Below are 20,188 nucleotides of genomic sequence, written 5' to 3'. Positions count from 1 at the left end.
GGCGATGGAGCGGCGCGTATTGTTGACCCTGGGCGCGGGTCTGGCCGTATCGGCATTGACCGGGTTCAGGCCCTTGCCACCTGCGTCCGGAATAGCCAAGACCGGCGAGCCCTTCCGGCTTGCCGATCTGGAGCCGGACGGCATGGCCAAGACCTATCGGCGCTACCGTCTCTTGATCATCGGCCAGCGGGACGATGAAAGAGCTGGTGGCGTGGCAAAGGCAGCCGTCGACGTGTTGGCCAGATTTCTGCCAGACTCGCGCTCGACCCTGATACGCGCCGCCGACACCCGCCGTGTCGGCATCCTGATCGGCACCCGCCAGCAGGATATCGGCATCATGACCAGGCAGGGCGCGGAAGCGCTCTTCCGGGCCATGCCGCCCTTCGCCGATGTCAGGGATGTGCCCTTGAGAACCATTGTCTCGTTTGGGGACTACCTCTTGGTGTGCCGGACGGATTTTGCGGCGCGCCACGCCTATCTCTTGGCCAAGACGTTGAACGCACATGGCGAGCTGCTGCCCCAGCCCGCCAGCGCGCCGGATGGGATCGTTCCTGGACATGAAGGTGCCGCAGCCTTCTTCGACGGAAGGGATCGGCCCGACGACCAGGAGGAGAAGAAGGGCTAGTAAGCTTTCGGGGTGGTTTCGAAGTCTGGCAGACCGGCGCGGACGTCCTGGACGCAAGCGTGTCTTGGAGCCACACCGGGCCTTCATCGCAGAGCGGATCAACCAAACGCCGCATCTGTCGCTGCATCGCCTGAAGGATGAGCTTGCGGCGCGTGGTGTGAAGGTGTCGCACGACGCGGTGTGGCGGTTCCTGCGGCGCGAGGGCCTAAGCTTCAAAAAAAACACTGTTCGCTCTTGAGCAGGCTCGCGCCGACGTCGCGCGGCGGCGTCAACGCTGGCGATCCTGGCAGATCGGCCTCGACCCGAGACGGTTAGTCTTCATCGACGAGACCCGGATCAAGACCAACATGGCGCCGCTGCGAGGCTGGGGGCCGAAGGGCAAGCGCCTGCGCGGCTTGGCTCCGCATGGCCATTGGCGCACGCTGACCTTCCTCGGAGCGCTGCGCTGCGATCGGCTGACTGCACCTTGCGTCTTCGACGGGCCGATCAACGGCCAGCGCTTCCGAGCCTATGTCGAGCAGCAGCTCGTGCCCGTGCTTAAACCCGGCGACATCGTCGTCATGGACAATCTCGGTTCCCACAAGTCGGCCGCTATCCGGCAAATGATCCGCTCCGCAGGCGCCAGGCTCTGGTACCTGCCGCCCTACTCGCCCGATCTCACCCGATCGAGCAGGCCTTCGCCAAGATCAAGCACTGGATGCGAGCCGCCCAAAAGCGAACCATCACCGATACATGGCGACACATCGGACACCTCGTCGCAACCATACAACCCAACGAATGCTCAAACTACTTCAACAACGCTGGATACGCTTCCGTCAAAACCTGAAAGGCTCCTAGGCTATCCGCCCCCGTGGTCGTTGCCACCGTGCGCGGCGATAAACATGGCGACGGCCGACCGACAATAGGATTCGATTTCGTTGTCGTCCTCTGCTCTTGCCTCATCGAAGCGTGCGATAATCAGAAGATCGGAGCCTTTGAAAAGCGCGGCAAACAAGCGGGCGGACTGGAGAGGATCGGGCACATTCAGAACCGCCTTCGCGTGCAACTGACGCAACAGGGCCTCGATTTGGGCGATGATATGGGCGGGTCCAGCTTCGTAATGAAGCTTGCTTAACGACTTTTGGCTCGTGATGTCGGCCATGACCATCGCTTCGACATTGCGGACATCCGGGCGCAACAGCGTGCGAAGCAGTGATGATCCCACCGCCATGAGCTGATTTTGGGCCGAACCCTCGACGCCTTCAAAAAGGGCCTGTGGTATTAACTGCTGGCAGCAGGCCGCAAACGCCGCGCCAAACAGCGCCTCTTTGTTCTCGAAGTGCCGATAGATGCTGAGCTTGGATATCTTCGCCCGCTGGGCGACCTTGTCCAATGTCGTCGCTTGAAAACCCAGTTCCGCAAAAAGTTCGCCCGCCGTGTCGACGATCGTTTGTGCAAGCGCCTCGTTAGCGGGCCGGCCGCGTCGGGCCTGGGTGTTTTTGTCGGTCACCACAATTCCAGTCCTTGACAGTATCATAATTATCGAATTACGATACCACGCAGTTCCTAAAATATGCAAGCCACTGGATAGGCTTCAACCGGACCTAGCCGAGCCCCTCCATCAACAACACGGAGCCCGTCACCATGAATGACGTCATCATCATCGGCGGCAGCTTTGCCGGTCTCGCCGCCGCCCTGCAGCTAGGCCGTGCCCGCCGCAAGGTCACTGTTCTTGATACCGGCCTGTCGCGCAATCGCTTCGCCGGCCACTCGCATGGTCTGCTCGGCCACGATCACAAGCCGCCGCTCGACATCCTGGCCGAGGCGCGGCAGCAGCTGGCGCGTTATCCGGCGATCACGCTAGTCAATGCCCGCGCCGACAGCATCTCCGGCGGCATCGACGATTTTTCCGTTCTCAGTGACAATGGCGAAAGCCTAAAGGCGCGCCGGCTGATCCTAAGCTATGGTATTACCGACCAGATGCCTGATGTGCCGGGCTTCGCCGAAGGCTGGGGCACGTCCATCGTGCCCTGTCCCTATTGCGACGGCTTTGAAGTCGCCGGCCAGCATTGGGGCCTCGTCTGGTCCGGCCCGCAGTCGCAAAATCAGGTCAGGCTGTTCCACGATTGGACCGACAAGTTGACGGTCTTCTCCGATGGTCACGACATTCCACCCGATACCCGGGCCAATCTGGCGCGTCGCAACACACCTATCGTTGACGGCCGGATCGCCGAAATCGCCCATCACGGGGACCATAATGCCACCGTCAGGCTCAATACGGGCCCCGATGTGGCTGTCGACATCCTGTTCGCGCATCCGCGCAGCAAGCCGTCCGCAAGCTTGCATGAATCACTGGGCCTCGCCACGCTCGATACACCTCTCTGCATCGTCCTCAAGGTCGACGAGCGCCGCGAAACCAGCATGCCCGGCATCTACGCCGCCGGGGACCTCACCAACCCCCTCATACCCTCGGTCACCACGGCATCATGGCAAGGCGCGATGGCGGGCATCTTCGCCCAGCAGTCGATGCTGGCTTGAGAGCAGAGTTTCTCCGGTCCCAATTGGTCAACCCCAGCGGCGCCGCTCCAATCTGATCTAAAGCGCCGCCTGAAAGCGGTCAGTCCTCTGTGCGCTGCAGTCGAAGCTGAAGAGGTGAGACATCGCATTCGCTGACCTGGGCTCACCTTTTCCATTGATAACCTGTCGGCGCCTCGGCTGCGTTAGAACCCGTGACGGCCATCAGGTCTCCTGTGTTCCGGCGGGCGACTGACCGTATTCTGCCCGGACGACCTGCGTTGCTGTGATCCCCGTTGTTCTCCCGGGCAACGGCTTTGAAACCTCCTACCTCATGCAACGTTGTGACGAACCTCCAGCCGTCAAATGGGGCAGAATGAGCAAAGATATCGAGAACTGGGCCGACGCCTACGACATAGTGACCTTCGCCCGCAAATACGGGCTCACCGTCCAACAAGCCAAAATCATCATCAGCTCAAACGGTCCTTCCCGTCATGGCTGCGACATGGGCGCAATTGCGTTCGTCAGAGCCATGCGCTTGAGGGCAAGCCGACCAAGGCGTACCAGGAAGAAGCCGACCAGCCCTGCTCAGTGACGGCCATGACGGAGCAGACAGGGTATCAGCTGGAAAAGACCTTCAGGCGGCTGGCCGGCAGTGTGGCCCGCGCGTCCGGACGCCCATGGGCCTTTGCGCTCTGTCCCTTATCTCTGGTGGTGTGGGGGATTTCCGGCCCCGTCATGCATTACTCCGAGACGTGGCAGACGATTACCTGATTGCGCTTGACATGGAGGATGGCTTAGCGGCCGCTGGCTTGGCGGTAGCGGGCCCGGCGACCAGCGCGGACGAAGCCATTAGCATTGCGCGTTCGGTCAAGCCGGCGCTCGTCCTGATGGATATCCGCCTCCTAGGCAAGCGGGACGGCATCGATGCGGCCCTGGAGTTGTATCGCGATCTTGGGATACGCTGCATCTTTACGAAGGCGCATGGCGACCGCGAGGTGAGACTTCGGGCTGAAGCGGCCATGCCGCTCCGTTGGGTTCAGAAGCCTTATTCGATCGCAACTGTGATCGCAGCCATTCGGGATGCCTTTGACGAGCTCGACAAGGCGAGCTGACTGCAACCCTTATCGGGACCAGTGTTTCGTCCGCCTGGCTAATTCCGGGAAATACCACCAAATGGGGAGTGCGCTCCGGGCCGCTTAATTCGGCGTGCCGACCGCGCTCTCGACGACTTCACGTCAAGGCCGCTGTTATGTTCACTAGCTTGGCTCCGGCCATGTATGTTGCAGAGGCCAGCCTGAGCGCCTCTTCGGGTGAATTGCTCTCTCCTTGCGCGAACCATACACCTTCGTCACGGCCACCTTGACCTTCGGCCCGCCCTCGAGCCAACAGAAGGCAGGTCTCACCAGAGGATCATTTGAACCAGAACACGCGCTACGCGCTCCTCCGCCCAGACAACGATTTGGACCGGCGTTAGGTCATCCCCAACGGCGGCGCCCCAAAGTGAAGTCCAGTCCTGCTATGCGCCGCGGTTCTCCAAACGAAATTCGTCCGTCAACGCACCTCTTGAGGGTAGCCACGTCATCGTCCCCGGCAAGACAACAGAATGTTCTACCGCTTCTCGTCACGCTCGCGGTCGACGACCAAACGGCCAGTCTGGAGAACTTGCCCGGCGCGATCGTTGTACACCCCAATTGGTTAGACCGCCGGAGTCGACACTCACCCTCGGTCGCGGCGCCGTAGGAGGCACTGGCAGCTGATAGTGCCTTTCCGCCGTCTCTCAGACGACACATCCGCTATTCAGCGGCCCCGAACCGACTCAAGGTGCGTCGTGAAGGGTGAATACAATTTCTTTCCCTCCCCGCTCAACTCGCTCACAGGGATTGCATCCGGAATGCTCTTGTTGTACGAACGTTCAACAAGCATTAACGAGCACCTGCCGTGGTACGAACCAAGTTTCCCTTTGCCCTCGAAACCGTCGATCCCTATTGGATCGTGCTGGCTGACGGCACGCGAATCGCCGCCACAGTGTGGCGCCCGCGCACCGACGCCAAGGTGCCGGTTGTTGTCGAGATGGTGCCTTATCGCCGCCGCGACGGCACCGTTGCGCGCGACATCGATATCCATCCATGGCTCGCTGGCCACGGTATCGCTTGCGCCCGCATCGATATCAGGGGCTCGGGCGATTCCGACGGCGATCTCGCCGACGAATATCTGCCGCGCGAGCAGGAGGACGCCTGCGAGATCATCGCCCATCTGGCGGCGCAGTCCTGGTGCAACGGCAATGTCGGCATGACCGGCATTTCCTGGGGCGGCTTCAACGCGCTGCAGGTCGCGGCGCGCCGGCCGCCGGCGCTGAAGGCCATCATCGCCAACTGCGCCACCGACGATCGCTACGCCGACGACATCCACTATATGGGCGGCGCTCTGCTCACCGAGCAGGAGATGTGGTCGAACTTCATGCTGGTGAAGAAGGCGATGGCACCCGACCCGCAGATTGTCGGTGACGCCTGGCGCGCCATGTGGATCAGCCGTCTGGAAGCGACACGCTCGCTGTCGGAAATCTGGCTCGCCCACCAGCGTCGCGACGGCTACTGGCGGCAGGGTTCGGTCTGTGAGGATCATGCCGCGATCGACTGCGCCGTCATGGCCGTCTGCGGTTGGGAGGATAGCTATTCGAACTTCGTGCCGCGCCTGCTGGAACATCTGCCGGGGCCGAAGCTTGGCATCGTCGGACCGTGGTCGCATGCCTATCCCTGTCGCGGCGCGCCGGGTCCGCTGATCGGCTATCTGCAGGAGGCGCTGCGCTGGTGGCGTCATTGGCTTTGCGCCGAAGATACCGGCATCATGGACGAGCCGCTCTATCGGGTCTGGATCACCGGCGAGGAGCGGCCGCAGCCTTTCTATCTTCCGGATCATGCCGGCAGTTGGGCGGCGGAGGACCAATGGCCGTCGCCACGTGTCGAGCGCCGCGTCTTGCATCTGAACGCCGCCGGACTGAGCGGCCAACCGGCGCCTGGCGCCACGCTGTCGGTATGCTCTCCCGCCACCGCCGGCCGGGACTGCGGCCGCTGGGGCGGCTACGGCGGTTCGTGCCCGGACATGCCCATCGACCAGCGCCGCGAGGACGGTTTGGCGCTGTGCTTCGACACTTTGCCGCTCGAAGATGACCTGACCCTGCTTGGCGCGCCCGAGCTCGATCTGCTCGTCAGCGTCGACCAGCCGCATGTCAACCTTGCCGCCCGCCTTTGCGACGTCTATCCCGACGGCACCTCGGCGCTGATGACCTATGGCGTGCTCAACCTCAGTCATCGCGACAGCCACGAGCATCCGACGCCCTGTCCGATCGGAACGCCGTTCCGCGTCAAGCTCAAGCTCAACGATTTCGCCCGCGCCATACCCGAGGGGCACCGCGTTCGGCTGGCGCTGGCCAACCAGCATTGGCCGATCCTGTGGCCGCAACCGAAACTTTCGGTGCTGTCGGTCTCGAGCGGCGACAGCAAGCTGGTTCTGCCGGTGCGGCCACCGTCGCCGCGCGACCGCGACGCCCGCTTCGAGCCGGCCGAAACCGCGCCGCCGGTCCCGACCAGCACGCTGAACGAGGGCTTCGACCGTCGCATCGTCACCGAGGACGTCGGCTCAAGCCTGCAGATCATCGCCCTGACCTCGGACCATGGAAGCAGGCGCTATGTCGATCGCGCCATCACCGTGTCTTCCGCCAACAGCGATACGATGAGCATCAGCAGCGGCGATCCCCTCTCGGCAAAGCTCGTCACCGAATATCGATGGGCGATTGCCAGCGCCGATGCCGATACCGAAGCGAGGGCGGTGACCGAGCTGACGGCCGATGAAACGCATTTCGACCTCAGTTGGCGCCTTGAAGCCCGAGAACGAGGCAAGCTCGTGCACAGCGCCTCGGCGACACGGCGCATCAGGCGCGATTTCGCCTGAAGGAGGGGAGGCCATGCTCGCATACGCAGTGAAGCGCATCGGTCTCGGTCTCCTCATCCTCGTCCTCGTCATGGTCGCCATGTACGCTGCCGTCTTCCTGGTTCCGGGCGATCCCGCGACCGTGGCGCTCGGTCCGCGCGCCACGCCGGAATTGAAGCGGCTGCTGATCGAGCGCATGGGGCTCGACCAGCCGGTCTGGTGGCAGATCGTCGAATTCTTCCGCAACGCGCTGACCGGCAATCTCGGCTACGATGTCTGGTCGAACCGGCCCGTTTCCACGCTGGTCCTGGAAGCGTTGCCGAACACGCTTGTCCTGGGGCTGACGGCGCTCACCGTGGCGCTCTTGATCGGCGTGCCGCTCGGCTGCCTGTCGGTGATGCGGCGCGGCACGGCCGCCGATGCCGCCATCGGCGTGCTCTCGGTCGGTGTCATCGCCGTGCCCTCCTTCGTCGTCGCCATCTACTCGCTGCTCCTGTTTGCCGTCACGCTGCGCTGGCTGCCGGCCATCGGGGCGGGCGAGGCCGGCGATCTCTTCAGCCAGGCCAAGGCGCTGGTCATGCCGGCGGCGGCGATCGCCCTTGGCTGGATCGGCTATATCGCCCGCATGGTGCGCGCCTCGATGATGGAGGTGATGGGCGAGCCCCATATCCGTACCGCGCGTTCCTTCGGCCTGCCGGAATGGAAAATAGTCTCCAAATATGCGCTGCGCATCGCCATCATCCCGACCATCTCGCTGGTCGCGGTCGGCCTCGGCAGCATCCTGTCCAGCGCCGTCTTCGTCGAGGCAGTGTTCGCCAGGCCCGGCATCGGCAAGCTGATCACCGACGCCGTCAGCACCCGCAACTATCCGGTCGTGATGGGCACGGTGCTGATCATGACCGCCATCTACGTCTCCATCACCATCGCTGCCGATCTTCTCATCGCGCGGCTCGACCCTAGGGTCCGTGATGTCTTCCGTGGCTGAGGCCTCTCCATCCAGGCCCGATCGACAACGGCTTGTGCTGCTGCGCGCATTGCTCGCCGACCCCTTCACCCGCGTGGCGCTGATCCTGGTTGCCGGCTTCCTTGTCACCGCGATCTTCGCGCCCTGGCTGGCGCCTTACTCACCGGTCAAGATCGACGTGCTGCACAAGCTGCAGCCGCCATCGTCGGAGCACTGGTTTGGCACCGACCATCTCGGCCGCGATCTGTTGTCGCGCGTCATCTATGGCGCGCGCACGGCGCTCACCATCGCCATGGTCTCGGTGGCCATAGCCGGCGCCGTCGGCCTGCTGCTCGGCCTCGTCGCCGGCTACGGTCCGCGCTGGCTCGACGCCATTCTGGTGCTCAGCTTCGACAGCATGAATTCGCTGCCGATGATCATGTTCGCGCTTGCCATCATCACCGTGCTCGGCGCCGGTACCGGCACGCTGATCATCGTCATCGCCGCGACGTCGTTCCCAAGCTACGCGCGGCTGATCCGGGCCCAGACGCTGGCCCTGAAGAACAGCGACTACATCCTTGCCGAGCGTCTGCTCGACGCGAGTGCGGCACGCATCATCTTCATCCACCTCCTGCCCAACGTCGTCGGTCCGCTGATCATCCTTTTGTCGATGGACATTCCGGTCGTCATCATGGTCGAGGCCGGCTTGAGCTTCCTCGGCCTCGGCGTGCGCCCGCCGACGCCGTCCTGGGGCTCGATCCTCTATGACGGCTATACCAGCATCCGCTCGGCACCGTTCATGGTGATCTTCGGCGGTCTGCCGCTGGTGCTGGCGACGCTCGGCTTCACCTTTCTCGGCGAGGGCCTGCGCGACTATCTCGACCCGCGCCTGCAATTGCGGAGGCCGGCATGAGCGGCTCGCTTGCCGCCAGCGGTCTAAGCGTCCGCTATGAGACGCCGCACGGTAGCGTGCACGCCCTTCGCAATGTAGATATCGAAGCGCATCCCGGCGAGGTCATCGGCATTGTCGGCGAGAGCGGCTGCGGCAAGTCCACGCTGGTCACCGCTCTGGCCAACCTGTTGCCGGCCAACGCCCGCATCGACGGGGCGATCCGCTACAACGGCGTCGACCTGGCAAAGCTCGACGCGCATCGCCAGCGGCTGCTGCGCGGCGATGAGATCGCGCTGGTCGGCCAGGACCCGATGACAGCCTTCAACCCGGTGCTGACCATCGGCGACCAGCTCATCGATTTCCAGCACCACCGTCAGGATCTCAGCCGCGCGCAAAAGCGGGCGCGCATCGCCGCCATGCTCGGTCGCGTCGGCATCGCCGATGCCGAACGGCGCATGCGCAGTTACCCGCACGAGCTTTCCGGCGGCATGCGCCAGCGCGTGGCGATCGCGGCCGCCTTGCTGACCGATCCCGGCCTGCTCATCGCCGACGAGCCGACGACCGCGCTCGACGTCACCATGGAGGCGCAGATCATCCATCTGCTGCGAGAGCTCAGGCGCGAATATAACGGCATCATCATCGTCGTCTCGCATCATCTCGGTGTCATCGCCGAGCTCTGCGATCGTGTCTATGTCATGTATGCCGGCGAGGTGGTGGAGGGCGGCGAGGTCGATGCGATCTTCCACGATCCGCGCCATCCCTATACCCAGGCGCTGCTCGCCTGCGATCCCGCCCGCTTCCATGATCGGCTGGACAGGCTGCCGACCATTCCCGGGTCATTGCCGAGCCTGACCCAACCACCACCGGGATGCGTTTACGCGCAGCGCTGTGGCGGGGCCTTCGCGCCATGCAAGACCATCGCGCCGCCGCTGGTGAAGCTCACCGCATGCCATGCTGCCCGCTGCCATGCGGTGACGCCATGAGCCCGCTGCTTGCCGTCGAGGACCTGTCGGTCAGCTTCGTTCGCAGCAGCTTGCTCGACCGGCTGGTCAATCCGCTCCCGCTGCCGGGCTTCAACGTCATCGACGGCGTCACGCTGTCGCTGATGCCGGCCGAGACGCTTGGGCTGGTCGGCGAATCCGGCTCCGGCAAGACGACGCTTGCCCGCACCATTCTCGGCCTCGTCCGGGCTGCGGCCGGCCGCATCGTCTTCGAGGGGAGGGAGGTCGCGACCCGGTCCGATTTTCGCGCCATGCGCCGGCGCTCGGCGATGATGTTCCAGGATCCGGTCGCCTCGCTCAGCCCGCGCCTGCGTGTCGGCACGCTGCTCACCGAACCGCAGGTCATCCAGGGGCTGCCGATACCGGACCGGCGCGCGGCGGCGAAAGCCCTGCTGGCGCTGGTCGGCTTGCCGGCCTCCTTCGTCGACCGCTTTCCGCATGAACTGTCGGGCGGGCAGGCCCGTCGGGTCGGCGTCGCGCGGGCGCTTGCGATGAAACCGCATCTGCTGCTTGCCGACGAGCCGACCGCCGGGCTCGATGTTTCTGTGCAGGGCGATGTGCTCAACCTGATCGGCGAACTCAAGCGCGAGCTCGGCTTCGCCACCATGATCGTCACCCACAATCTGGCGATGATCCGCCATGTCAGCGACCGGCTCGCCATCATGTATCTCGGCCGGCTCGTCGAGACAGGACCGACGCAAGAGGTCTTCTCCGCCCCATTGCATCCCTACACCGCGACGTTGATCCGGTCCGAGCCGATCCCCGATCCACGCCGGCGCAGCCACAATCTTGCCATTACCGGCGAAATCCCGAGCGTGTTCCGCCGGCCTTCCGGCTGCGAATTCCACACGCGCTGTCCGCTCGTGCAATCCCGCTGCAAGACCGAGCCGCCGGTCTACCGGCCGATGGGCGCCGATCGCCTGGTGCGATGCCATTTCCCGCTGCAGACCGGCGGGCAAGAACGGGAGGCCGTCACACGGGCTTCCGCAAACCAAAGGGGAAACTGAGATGACGAAATGGACCATGGACAGACGTGCATTCCTGAAAGCCGCCGGCGTGTTGGGCGCCGGCCTGACGATGAAGCCGGGATTTGCCTGGTCGGCGGCCGGCGACACGCTGCGCATCCGCATGGAAGGCGACCTGCAGACGCTTGATCCCGCCTTCATGATCGGCGGCATCGAAGACGTCATGATGCGTGGCATCTATGTGTCGCTGAACCGGCTCGGCGATCTCAGGCAAGGTTCGCCGTGGTCGCTCTGGGGCGCGGAGAAACTCGAGCTGAAGGATCCGAAGACCATCGCCTTCACCCTGATCGATGGGCTGAAATGGTCGAACGGCCTTGGCCCGGTCACCGCCGAAGACGTGAAATTCTCCTACGAGCGCATAGCCGACCCGAAGCTGTCGTCGCCCTGGGCCTATCAATTCGAGAAGCTGGACCGTGTCGAGGTCGCCGACGCCAGGTCCGGCATCATCCACCTCAAGGATCCTTACCAGCCGATCTTCGTCACCAGCCTGCCTTACTATGGCGGCCACGTCATCAGCCGGGCCGGCACCGAGAAGGCGGGCGGCAAATTCACCACCGAGCCCCCGGCGACCTGCGGCCCTTATCTCTTCTCGGACTGGCAGCAGAAGCAGAAGGTGACGCTGACCGCGAATCCGGACTGGCCGGGACCGAAGCCGGATTTCGGCAAGGTCGAGATCTATGTCGTAGCCGACGATCAGGCGGCGCAATTGGCCTACGAGGCCGATGCCTTCGACTATACCAAGATCGCCATTTCGGCGACCAAGGCCGTCAAGGCCAAACCGCCCGCCAATACGAAACTGATCGAGGCGCAGTCGACCCGCTATGTCTGGCTAACGATCAACATGCTGAGCCCGCGCCTCAAGGATCTGAAGGTGCGGCAAGCCGTGCAGTATGGCGTCGATGTCGGACAGATCCTGACCGGCGTCTATGACGACCTCACCAAGCGCTCCACAGGCGTGGTCCAGCCCGGCACGAAATTCGCGCGCCCGAGCAATCTGATCGCGGCGCCCGACTATGAAAAGTCCGCCGCGCTGCTCGCCGAGGCAGGCGTGAACGACTTGACGTTGACGTTGACGGTGATGAATGATTCCATCCGCACTGCAACCGCGCAGATCATCCAGGCCAGCCTCGGGCAAGCCGGCATCAAGGTCGAGATCCAGCCCTACGACGAAGCCGCCTTCTGGGGCGTAGGCGACAAGACGCAAGGCGACGGCTACAAGAACATCGACCTGGCGCTGATGGATTTCGCCGGCGGCGTCGATCCATCCGAGAACCTGGTCTGGTTCCGCCCCGACCAGATCGGCGCCTACAACTGGTCCGGCTTCGACAGTCCCGAATTCGAGGCCAGCTATCAGCAACTGGTTGGAGAAAGCGACGAGGCCAAGCGCATCGCCTTGTCCAACCGCATGGAGGATCTGATGGAACAGTCCGGCGGATTCGTCTTTATCTGTCACCAGCCGCTGGTCGCCATCCATAAGACCGCGTTCGAACCCGTCATCTATCCGGACGGTCACCCCAATCCTGTGCTGTTCAAGAAGACGGCGTGAACGCTCGATGGACAGGATCGGCGCAATCGATTAGCTGGGTTGCATGACGCAAGCCCAACCGGAAGCTGCAAAAACGAAGCGCGGTGCGAAGAAGGCGCCGCGCTTCAGCCGCGAACAGGCCGATGTGCGCCGCTCCATGCTGATCGAGGCGGCGACGCGGTGCCTGTCCGTGGGCGGCATCGGCGCCTTCACCATAGATCGCATTTGCAAGGAGGCCGGCGTCTCGCGCGGTCTCATCAACCACCACTTCGAAAGCCTCGATGGGCTGCTGGTCGAGGTCTACAAATCCTCGCTCTATGCCAGCGTCAACAACCAGATCGACGAAGCCAAGCGCCGCCGCGCCGAGGCGTCCGGCTGGCCTCCCGAGGCCGCGCTGGCCGCTCTGGTGCGGTCCAACTTCGCACCGGAATATTTCAGCCGCGAGAACCTGCTGATCTGGCTGTCGCTGTGGGGTGAGATCGCCGTCAACCCGCGGCTCAAGGAGGCGCATCGCGAGCTCTATGACGCCTACCGCGCGGAACTTGCCGAGGACATCGCGGCGGTTGCCGTTGAGCGCGGAAGGCAGGTCGACGCTCCCGCGCTGGCGCGCAATTTCATTGCGCTGGTCGACGGGCTCTGGCTCGAATGGTGCCTCGACGAAAGCGTGGTGACGCCGCAGGCGGCGGAGGCGGCAGGGTTCGAGATGCTCGAAGCACAGGTCGGACCGCTGCGGGACAGTTGAATGTGAGGGCAGCGCTACTTTGCACCTTCCCGCGCAAGGCTGCCTCAACCTTTCTTGCTTCTTGGACAGCGGCTATCCGGTCATCTGCCTGAGCGCCTTGAGCAGGCGAACATGGGTGTGGGAATGATGGTGCCTGACATGAACGGCCGAATAGATGGGATGTGAAATCTTCGGCGCATCGGCGACGAACTCCGCCACGCCCTCCTTCCGCAATCTGGTCGCCACCGTCTCGGTGACGAAAGCGGTGCCGCCCCGGCTCCGCAGGAGATAGGCGACGGCGCCGCCATTTCCGGTCGAGACGGGGGTGTTCTCAAGCTCCGGCAGCATCTGCCGATGGGCCCGGTTGAAGAAGGCCGAGTAGTTGCCCCGGATATAGTCGGCCGGCGTGACTGCGCCGAAGGTAAGGCCGCGCGTCGATACCATGACGAAATTCTCCTCGGCGATCTGCTCGTAATGCATGTCCGGCAGGTGCTGCGGCGAATAGAGCACCGCCAGATCGAGGCTGCCGGTTGTGAGATCGAGGATCATCTGGTTGGAGTAGTCGATCTCGACATAGATCGCCAATTTGGGCAGCGTCGCACGCACCCATTCCAGCCATCGTTCCAGCACGCGTTCATAAAGCTCGAACTGGATGCCGATGCGGATCAGCCGGTCGAACTGGCCGACCGCCTGGATTTCGCGGCGGGCGTCGAGCCAGCGCAGCCTGACCGCGCGCGCATGCTCCTCGAACCTCAGGCCGGCGACGGTCGGCTCCGTGCCGCTCTTGCCGCGGATGAAGAGCTGCTTGTCCAGCAGTGTCTCAAGCGTGCGGATGCGGCTCGAAACGGTGGACTGGGTGATGCCAAGGCGCTCCGCCGTCCTGTTGAAGTTGCGGCTTTCGATCAGGTCCAGGAATGTGTCCAAGAGTTCAATCTGCATCTCGGCTATCCAGCGCCAGCAATTCTCTCATGGCTAACGTTTTTCGGGCCGGTTCGACAACGGGTAATCGGATTCTTCGATTAACGTCCCGCCGCTGGCTGCGTTGCCGGCTCTGCCTGGGAGGCGCACGTTTGCCGCAACTCTCGTCCCACCCAGGCAAGACATCCATGTTCATCGTCGACGCCGACGTTCACAATTACTGGTCCAGCGCCGAGGTGTTGCTGCCCTATCTCGAACCCTACTGGCGCGATTTCCTGATGCGCGGCGAGAAGCCCGGACCCAGGGGAAGCTTCCCGCATGGTCACCGTCCGTGGCTGCACCCGGAAGGGTTCTCGAGGCACGACATCCGCCCGGAGACCGAGGACGACAATTACCTTATCATGAAGGAGAAGCACCTCGATCTCTATGACATCGATGTTGCGATCCTCACCGCCGACGAGCCCTTGGAAGCCTCGACTCTTGCCAACTACCACTATGCCAACGCACTGGTGAAAGCTTACAATGACTACATGATCGACTGGTGGCTGCCGAAGGATAGCCGCTTCAAGGGATCGATCATCATTTCGCCTACCGATCCCCATGGCGCCGCGGCCGAGATTCGGCGTCTCGGCCGCCACAAGGACATCGTCCAGGTCCTGGCGAGCCACGGCTCGCAACGTCCCTATGGCGATCCCTTCTACAATCCGATCCACAAAGCCTGCGCCGAGGTCGGGCTGCCCTTCGCCATCCATTTCGGCGGGCAGGGCGGCGTCAACCACAACGCGGTCGCCAGCGGCCCGACCACCTATTATTGGGAAACGCACGCCTTGCTCAGCCAGCCGGCGATGACCCATGTGGTCAGCATGATCTCCAACGGCGTGTTCGAAAAATATCCCGACCTCTATTTCGTCGTGATCGAGTGCGGCGTGTCGTGGGTGCCTTCGCTCATGTGGCGGCTTGATGCCAACTTCAAGGCGCTGCGAAAGGAGACGCCGTGGCTGAAGATGCTGCCCTCGGAATATTGCCGCCGCAACATCCGCTTCAGCACCCAGCCGTTGGAGCAACCCCAGAACGTCAGGCATCTGTGGGAAACGCTGGAGCACATGGACGGCCAGAACACGCTGCTTTTCGCCTCCGACTACCCGCACTGGGACTTTGACGCGCCGACCAATCTGCACATCCCATCGGGCTGGCGCGATAAGATCATGGGGCTGAATGCGTTGGAGGTCTACAAGCGCATCGAGGTTCCAGCGGCGGCCGTGAGGGTCGCCTGATGAGCGCCGCCGCAACCGCTGCGGCGCGGACCTTTGCCTGCAAGGCCGCCGAGGTCGCTGCGGGCAAACCCAGGATCGTCGCCATCGGCCGCATGCGCGTCGGCATATTCCAGCTCGAGGGTGGCTATGCCGCGCTGCTCAACATCTCCCCCATCGGGCGGGCAATCTATGCGAGGGGCCGGTATCGGGCACCAATCGGCAAACGGACAAGATGGAATTCGTCTATGAGCGCGCCGGAGAGCTCATTCGCTGCGCCTGGCACGGATGGGAGTTCGATATCCGGTCCGGCAAATGCCTTGTCGACGAGAAGCTCAGGGCGCGCACCTTTCCCGTTCATGTCGATGGCGACGACCTCTATCTCGAAATGCGCCGCTGACCGCAATGTGCCGTAAACTTTGGAGTTTCGACAATGGAAACCGTGAAGTTCACCCAGATGAAGGATGGCGACCGCGAGGACTATGCCTTCCTGACCGAACATGAGACCGAATACGCCGCCGGCACGGCCGACCGGCTGCTGGCGGCGATGGTCGAACTCGACAAATCGCTATCGGGCTACAAGGTGACGCGACTCGGCCATTCGCTGCAGGCCGCCACGCGTGCCTGGAATGCCGGCGCGGATATCGACTGGGTGGTGTCGGCGCTCCTGCATGACATCGGCGACATCTACGCGCCCTACAATCACGACGAACATGCGGCCGCCATCTTGCGTCCATTCGTACGCGAGCAATGCGCCCGGGTGGTGGAAAAGCATGGCGATTTCCAGCTGATCTACTATGGCGCACATGTCGGTGCGAATCCGCACAAGCGGGATGCGTTCAGGGACAACGCCTATTTCGACGACTGCGCCGAGTTCTGCGAGAAGTGGGACCAGTCGAGCTTCGATCCGGATTATCCGACGCGGCCACTGAACTTCTTCGCGCCGCTGGTGCGGGAAGTGTTCGCCCGCAAGAGCCACGATCCCGCTGTCGTCAGGCCCGGAATGCGCATTGCGATGTCGGATGACGCGGCCGCCGCCGAGCGGTCGGGCATGTAGCGAGGCTGAGACATTTTCCAGGAGAGTGCCCAGGCCAGTCTCGCCGCTTTTCTCCGGAAGGTTCCCCTTAGTTCAAGGGCGATCCGCCTTCGCGCTTGCGCCGCTCCATATAGTCGCGCAGCGCCTCGTCGATGCCGGGATCGATCGGCGGCTGCTCGTATTCGGCGACCATGCGTTTCCAGATCACGTTGGCCCGTTCACGCGCGGTGATCTGGCCGCGTTCCATCCAGGTGTCGTAATTGTCCCAATTGGACACCAGCGGCGAATAGAAGGCGCGCTCGTAGCGCTGCATGGTATGTGCCGCGCCGAAGAAATGCCCGGCTGGACCGACCTCGCGCACCGCGTCCAGCGCTAGCGTGTCGACATCGACGACCGGCGGATCGAAATAGGCCGACATCATCTGCAGCATCTCGGCATCGATCACCAGCTTCTCGAACGATGCGGTCAGCCCGCCGCCGAGCCAGCCGGCCGCATGCAGCACCAGGTTGGCGCCGCCCATCAGGCAGCCCCACAGAGACATCGCGCTCTCGTAAGCCGCCTGCGCGTCGACCGCATTGGCGGCGGTGACGTTGCTTGAGCGGAACGGCACGCCGATCAGCCGGCAGAGCTGTCCGGTGATCTGCGCGGCCTGCGTGTATTCCGGCGTGCCGAAGGCGGGCGCTCCGGTCTTCATGTCGACATTTGAGGTGAAGCCGCCATACATCACCGGCACCCCTGGTCGAACGATCTGCGTCAGCACGATGCCAGCCAGTGCCTCCGCATGCTGCTGCGACAGCGCGCCGGCAAGCGTCACCGGGCTCATCGCCCCGGCCAGCGTGAAGGGCGTGATGACGTTGACCTGGCCGTGCTCGGCCAGCGCGATCAGCCCTTCGGCCATCGGCTCGTCGAGCTGCAGCGGTGAATTGGTGTTGATGATGCCGGTGAACACCGGCGTTTCCCGCGTCAGGTTTTCGCGCGTCGTGCCGAGCGAAATCGCCACCATTTCCAGCGCGTCGACGGCGCGGCCATGACCCAGCGCCTGCGGCTGCCAGTTTTTGTCGAGCAAGGTGATCTCGGCATAGTAGAGGTCGAGGTGGCGGGTGTTCTGATGCAGGTCGAGCGGTTCGAACGGTCCGCCGCCTTCCTGATGCAGCACGTTGAACGACTGGATGAGCTTCAGGTAGTCGCACATCTCGGCGTAGGTGCCGGGGCGGCGGCCGCGGTCATTGTCCATGACATAGGCCGGCCCGCCGACCGACGACAGGATGCAGTGCCGCCCGCCGACCTTGACGTTCTTCTGAGGGTTGCGGGCGCGCAGCTCGAATGATGACGGCGCCATGGCGACGCGCTCCATCACCATGGCGTGGTCGAAGCGCACGCGCATCTCGCCTTCATCGACAGTGCAGCCGGCGGTACGATAGAGCTGGCGCGCCCGCGGCTGCAGCACGCGCATGCCGATCTCCTCGAGGATGGTGAGCCCCATTTCATGGATCGCCTGCACCTGGTCGGCAGAGAGGACCTCGATCGGCGCGTAGGGCCGCGTCAGCTGCTTCCACGGTCGCTGCGCGATGCCGCCGACCTCGCGCTGCGGGCGACCGGGCCTGCGACGTGCAGCGATACGCTCCATGGCTTTCTGGACCTCCCTGTTTGACGCAATTCCCAACGGAAAAGCGCCTCACGCCTTTCCTGGAATTGCTCTATTCGGCTGCCGTCCGCATCTCGAAATCTGCCACCGCATCGACGATCGGCGTGTCGCGGCGGTAAGGCTGCCAGCGGATCTTTGCGCCGATCTCCCGGGCGAGCTTGTGGCCGCTGTGCACCGCGTGCGCGATGGCGCCGGGCGCCAGCGTATCGCCGATGCGATCGACGCTCTGTATGCCGGCCGCCGCGAGCGCGTCCGCCCTTTCGGTGAGCGCTTCGAACAGCTCGTTTCGCGGCAACCGCAGGCCGACGATCAGCACCGAGCTGCACGCCATGCGGGTCTCTTCGCCGGTGAACAGATGCGCCAGCGTCGCCGTCTCGCCGTCGAAGGATTTCAGCAGATGCAGCGTCGTCACCGGCACGTTGCGGCGCGCCAGCGCCCGGTGCACCAGCGGCAATTCGTTGGTCATGATGGTCCATGCCGACACTTGGCCGGACGGTGTCGCATAGCTGACCGGGATGCCTTGGGCTGCCAGATCCTCGGTGAGGGCGCCGCCCATGTAGTAGTTGTCGAAATCGAAGACCAGCGTCGGGCCCTCTGGGATCCTGCCGGCGGCGATGTCGTCTGGTGTGAGCACGCGCTGATGGTCGAGCCGGCCGACGGGGATTTCCATCGAGGAATAGAGCATGTTCGTCCAGCGCGCGCCGGTCGCCAGCACCACGCGCTCCGGTGCCAGATCGATGATCTCGTCGGAGCCGAGCGTGCTCTCGGGATAGAGCGAGACATTGCTCATCTCGCCGATGCGGCCCAGTCGGTACTCGACGACACGATTCCAGGCTGACAGCCCTGGTAACGTCTTCTCGAAGATCAGCCGCCCGCCGAAGCCGCGGCTGGCGTCGGCTAGCATCACCTCATGGCCGCGGCGGCCGAGCGTCATGGCGCATTCGAGCCCGGCCGGTCCGCCGCCGACAATGAGGATGCGTTCGGGTCTGCCGGCGCGCCCGACGCGTTCGGGATGCCAGCCGCGCCGCCATTCCTCGCCGGCGGTCGGATTCTGGGTGCACCGCACCGGCACGCCGTCGTGCCAGCTCGAAATGCAGATGTTGCAGCCGATGCATTCACGGATCTCGACTTCGCGGCCGTCACGGATTTTGGCAGGCAGGAAGGGGTCGGCGATCGACGGCCGCGCGCCGCCGATGAAGTCGAGCACACCGCGTCGGATCTGCGACACCATCGTGTCCGGCGAGGTGAAGCGCCCAACGCCGACCACGGGCTTCTTCGTCAGCGACTTGACGAAATCAATCACCGGCTCGTGGCTGCCTTCGCCGGTGAAGCGCGAGGCTGAGCAATCCGTCGAGCTTGAGTCCATCTTCACGTCGAACAGGTCGGGCCGGTCGGCCAGAAGTTCGATCAGCTCATGGGCTTCCGAAGGCTGGTTGCGCCCGGGCCGGCCGCGCAGTTCTTCGAGGCTCACACGAAGCGCGACACCGCAATCCTTGCCCACCGCATCCTTCGTCACCTCGATCATCTCGCGCACGAAGCGGACACGGTTCGCGATCGAGCCGCCATATTCATCGACGCGATGATTGTATTCCGGCAGCAGGAACTCGTAGCCGAGATAGCCCATCCCGGCATAGACATAGACAACATCGAAGCCGGCCGTGCGCGCCTTGCGTGCCGCTTCGGCCTGGCATCTCAGCACCTCCTTGATATCGGCCTTGTCCATCGTCTTCGGCCGCAGATTGCCCATGAAGCCGACATGCGTGGCCATCCACGGAATGCCGGATGGCGACAGCGGCGGCAGGCGGCTTGTCCGGTTCATCACCGATGCGCCGCCATGCCATAGCTCCACGCCGGCAAGAGATCCATGGCGGTGCACGGCCTCCGTCATCAGCGCGTGAGCGCGGATGTCGTTGTCGTCCCATAGCGTCGCGAAAGGCAGCGGCGCATCGTCCGATGTCGGATTGATAGAGCAGGCCCCCGTGCAGATCACGCCCCATCCGCCTTCGGCCTTGGCTTCGCGAAATGCCGCGCGAACGCGCGGCAGCGCGTTGGTCATCCCGCTTGCATGCGGCACCTGATAGAAGCGGTTCGGCGCGGTGACAGGCCCTATTGTTACCGGCTCGAACAGGATTTCGTAACGGGGGTTGCACGGCATTGCGGCGTCTCGGATGCACTGTTGAACGA

The 20,188-nt window shown here is 63.7% G+C and carries 19 protein-coding genes and 1 pseudogene; 16 read left to right on the top strand and 4 right to left on the bottom strand.

Annotated elements, in window-relative coordinates; genetic code table 11:
- Window positions 1-4: 4 nt before the first annotated feature.
- Both LB533_RS14270 and LB533_RS14265 read left to right on the top strand, forming a co-directional pair.
- Window positions 5-625 (top strand): hypothetical protein, encoded by a 621-nt coding sequence (locus LB533_RS14270; protein WP_224677431.1) that lies wholly within the window; start codon window positions 5-7, stop codon window positions 623-625.
- Window positions 540-1,451: pseudogene (locus LB533_RS14265) on the top strand (IS630 family transposase). The gene LB533_RS14270 and the pseudogene LB533_RS14265 overlap by 86 nt, the downstream one beginning before the upstream one ends.
- A 12-nt stretch (window positions 1,452-1,463) precedes the next feature.
- Here LB533_RS14265 and LB533_RS14260 read toward each other — a convergent pair.
- Window positions 1,464-2,141 (bottom strand): TetR/AcrR family transcriptional regulator, encoded by a 678-nt coding sequence (locus LB533_RS14260; protein ID WP_224677430.1) that lies wholly within the window; start codon window positions 2,139-2,141, stop codon window positions 1,464-1,466.
- Between the two features lie 107 nt (window positions 2,142-2,248).
- On the opposite strand from LB533_RS14260, the gene LB533_RS14255 reads away from it, so the two are divergent.
- The 11 genes from LB533_RS14255 (at window position 2,249) to LB533_RS14205 (ending at window position 13,176) form a co-directional block, all read left to right on the top strand.
- The gene (locus LB533_RS14255; RefSeq protein WP_224677429.1) at window positions 2,249-3,142 is read left to right on the top strand and encodes an NAD(P)/FAD-dependent oxidoreductase; all 894 of its coding nucleotides are present in this window, start codon (window positions 2,249-2,251) and stop codon (window positions 3,140-3,142) included.
- 352 nt (window positions 3,143-3,494) lie between these two features.
- On the top strand, window positions 3,495-3,713 hold the full coding sequence (locus LB533_RS14250) for a hypothetical protein (RefSeq protein WP_224677428.1): 219 nt from the start codon (window positions 3,495-3,497) through the stop codon (window positions 3,711-3,713).
- A gap of 5 nt (window positions 3,714-3,718) precedes the next feature.
- Entirely contained in the window at window positions 3,719-3,892 is a 174-nt protein-coding gene (locus LB533_RS30135) for a low affinity iron permease family protein (protein ID WP_224677427.1), read from the top strand.
- The gene (locus LB533_RS14240) at window positions 3,874-4,233 is read left to right on the top strand and encodes a response regulator (protein WP_224677426.1); all 360 of its coding nucleotides are present in this window, start codon (window positions 3,874-3,876) and stop codon (window positions 4,231-4,233) included. The genes LB533_RS30135 and LB533_RS14240 overlap by 19 nt, the downstream gene beginning before the upstream one ends.
- 826 nt (window positions 4,234-5,059) lie before the next feature.
- Entirely contained in the window at window positions 5,060-7,069 is a 2,010-nt protein-coding gene (locus LB533_RS14235; RefSeq protein WP_224677425.1) for a CocE/NonD family hydrolase, read from the top strand.
- Window positions 7,070-7,082: 13 nt separating this feature from the next.
- The gene (locus LB533_RS14230) at window positions 7,083-8,033 is read left to right on the top strand and encodes an ABC transporter permease (RefSeq protein ID WP_224677424.1); all 951 of its coding nucleotides are present in this window, start codon (window positions 7,083-7,085) and stop codon (window positions 8,031-8,033) included.
- A complete protein-coding gene (locus LB533_RS14225; protein WP_411970886.1) occupies window positions 8,017-8,904 on the top strand; it encodes an ABC transporter permease in 888 nt (295 codons plus the stop codon). The genes LB533_RS14230 and LB533_RS14225 overlap by 17 nt, the downstream gene beginning before the upstream one ends.
- Window positions 8,901-9,866, top strand: coding sequence for an ABC transporter ATP-binding protein (locus tag LB533_RS14220; RefSeq protein WP_224677422.1), 966 nt, complete (start codon window positions 8,901-8,903; stop codon window positions 9,864-9,866). Before LB533_RS14225 ends, LB533_RS14220 begins: the two co-directional genes overlap by 4 nt.
- Complete coding sequence (locus LB533_RS14215) at window positions 9,863-10,891, top strand: ABC transporter ATP-binding protein (RefSeq protein WP_224677421.1); 1,029 nt, start codon at window positions 9,863-9,865, stop codon at window positions 10,889-10,891. The genes LB533_RS14220 and LB533_RS14215 overlap by 4 nt, the downstream gene beginning before the upstream one ends.
- A 16-nt stretch (window positions 10,892-10,907) precedes the next feature.
- The gene (locus tag LB533_RS14210) at window positions 10,908-12,455 is read left to right on the top strand and encodes an ABC transporter substrate-binding protein (protein ID WP_224677420.1); all 1,548 of its coding nucleotides are present in this window, start codon (window positions 10,908-10,910) and stop codon (window positions 12,453-12,455) included.
- Window positions 12,456-12,498: 43 nt separating this feature from the next.
- Window positions 12,499-13,176: a TetR/AcrR family transcriptional regulator gene (locus LB533_RS14205; protein WP_224677419.1), complete on the top strand. Its 678-nt coding sequence runs from the start codon at window positions 12,499-12,501 to the stop codon at window positions 13,174-13,176.
- Window positions 13,177-13,248: 72 nt separating this feature from the next.
- Here LB533_RS14205 and LB533_RS14200 read toward each other — a convergent pair whose 3' ends face one another.
- Window positions 13,249-14,094, bottom strand: coding sequence for a LysR family transcriptional regulator (locus LB533_RS14200; protein ID WP_224677418.1), 846 nt, complete (start codon window positions 14,092-14,094; stop codon window positions 13,249-13,251).
- Between the two features lie 167 nt (window positions 14,095-14,261).
- Here LB533_RS14200 and LB533_RS14195 point away from each other — a divergent pair, with 167 nt between their 5' ends.
- The 3 genes from LB533_RS14195 to LB533_RS14185 all read left to right on the top strand — a co-directional run bounded on the left by LB533_RS14195 (window position 14,262) and on the right by LB533_RS14185 (window position 16,380).
- Window positions 14,262-15,347 (top strand): amidohydrolase family protein, encoded by a 1,086-nt coding sequence (locus tag LB533_RS14195; RefSeq protein WP_224677417.1) that lies wholly within the window; start codon window positions 14,262-14,264, stop codon window positions 15,345-15,347.
- Between the two features lie 211 nt (window positions 15,348-15,558).
- A complete protein-coding gene (locus LB533_RS14190) occupies window positions 15,559-15,723 on the top strand; it encodes a Rieske (2Fe-2S) protein (protein WP_224677416.1) in 165 nt (54 codons plus the stop codon).
- 33 nt (window positions 15,724-15,756) lie between these two features.
- Complete coding sequence (locus LB533_RS14185) at window positions 15,757-16,380, top strand: HD domain-containing protein (RefSeq protein ID WP_224677415.1); 624 nt, start codon at window positions 15,757-15,759, stop codon at window positions 16,378-16,380.
- A gap of 67 nt (window positions 16,381-16,447) precedes the next feature.
- Here the strand turns inward: LB533_RS14185 and LB533_RS14180 are convergent, their stop codons facing one another.
- Window positions 16,448-17,986, bottom strand: coding sequence for a trimethylamine methyltransferase family protein (locus tag LB533_RS14180; RefSeq protein ID WP_224677414.1), 1,539 nt, complete (start codon window positions 17,984-17,986; stop codon window positions 16,448-16,450).
- A gap of 70 nt (window positions 17,987-18,056) precedes the next feature.
- On the bottom strand, window positions 18,057-20,159 hold the full coding sequence (locus LB533_RS14175) for an FAD-dependent oxidoreductase (RefSeq protein ID WP_224677413.1): 2,103 nt from the start codon (window positions 20,157-20,159) through the stop codon (window positions 18,057-18,059).
- Window positions 20,160-20,188: the final 29 nt, after the last annotated feature.

It is taken from the genome of Mesorhizobium sp. BR1-1-13 (assembly GCF_020165515.1).
In the GTDB taxonomy this organism is placed as follows: Bacteria; Pseudomonadota; Alphaproteobacteria; order Rhizobiales; family Rhizobiaceae; genus Mesorhizobium.
The sequence above is the reverse complement of the archived record's forward strand: the minus strand, read 5'-3'. Positions and strand labels throughout refer to the sequence as shown.

Excerpts from the sequence above, each read along its gene's own strand:
- LB533_RS14210 (WP_224677420.1), top strand. The coding sequence starts at position 10,908 with ATGGACAGACGTGCATTCCTGAAAGCCGCCGGCGTGTTGGGCGCCGGC.
- LB533_RS14200 (WP_224677418.1), bottom strand. The coding sequence starts at position 14,094 with ATGCAGATTGAACTCTTGGACACATTCCTGGACCTGATCGAAAGCCGC.
- LB533_RS14270 (WP_224677431.1), top strand. The coding sequence starts at position 5 with ATGGAGCGGCGCGTATTGTTGACCCTGGGCGCGGGTCTGGCCGTATCG.
- LB533_RS14250 (WP_224677428.1), top strand. The coding sequence starts at position 3,495 with ATGAGCAAAGATATCGAGAACTGGGCCGACGCCTACGACATAGTGACC.
- LB533_RS14175 (WP_224677413.1), bottom strand. The coding sequence starts at position 20,159 with ATGCCGTGCAACCCCCGTTACGAAATCCTGTTCGAGCCGGTAACAATA.
- LB533_RS30135 (WP_224677427.1), top strand. The coding sequence starts at position 3,719 with ATGACGGAGCAGACAGGGTATCAGCTGGAAAAGACCTTCAGGCGGCTG.
- LB533_RS14205 (WP_224677419.1), top strand. The coding sequence starts at position 12,499 with ATGACGCAAGCCCAACCGGAAGCTGCAAAAACGAAGCGCGGTGCGAAG.
- LB533_RS14195 (WP_224677417.1), top strand. The coding sequence starts at position 14,262 with ATGTTCATCGTCGACGCCGACGTTCACAATTACTGGTCCAGCGCCGAG.
- LB533_RS14180 (WP_224677414.1), bottom strand. The coding sequence starts at position 17,986 with ATGGAGCGTATCGCTGCACGTCGCAGGCCCGGTCGCCCGCAGCGCGAG.
- LB533_RS14190 (WP_224677416.1), top strand. The coding sequence starts at position 15,559 with ATGGAATTCGTCTATGAGCGCGCCGGAGAGCTCATTCGCTGCGCCTGG.
- LB533_RS14185 (WP_224677415.1), top strand. The coding sequence starts at position 15,757 with ATGGAAACCGTGAAGTTCACCCAGATGAAGGATGGCGACCGCGAGGAC.
- LB533_RS14260 (WP_224677430.1), bottom strand. The coding sequence starts at position 2,141 with ATGATACTGTCAAGGACTGGAATTGTGGTGACCGACAAAAACACCCAG.
- LB533_RS14215 (WP_224677421.1), top strand. The coding sequence starts at position 9,863 with ATGAGCCCGCTGCTTGCCGTCGAGGACCTGTCGGTCAGCTTCGTTCGC.
- LB533_RS14220 (WP_224677422.1), top strand. The coding sequence starts at position 8,901 with ATGAGCGGCTCGCTTGCCGCCAGCGGTCTAAGCGTCCGCTATGAGACG.
- LB533_RS14230 (WP_224677424.1), top strand. The coding sequence starts at position 7,083 with ATGCTCGCATACGCAGTGAAGCGCATCGGTCTCGGTCTCCTCATCCTC.
- LB533_RS14255 (WP_224677429.1), top strand. The coding sequence starts at position 2,249 with ATGAATGACGTCATCATCATCGGCGGCAGCTTTGCCGGTCTCGCCGCC.
- LB533_RS14225 (WP_411970886.1), top strand. The coding sequence starts at position 8,017 with ATGTCTTCCGTGGCTGAGGCCTCTCCATCCAGGCCCGATCGACAACGG.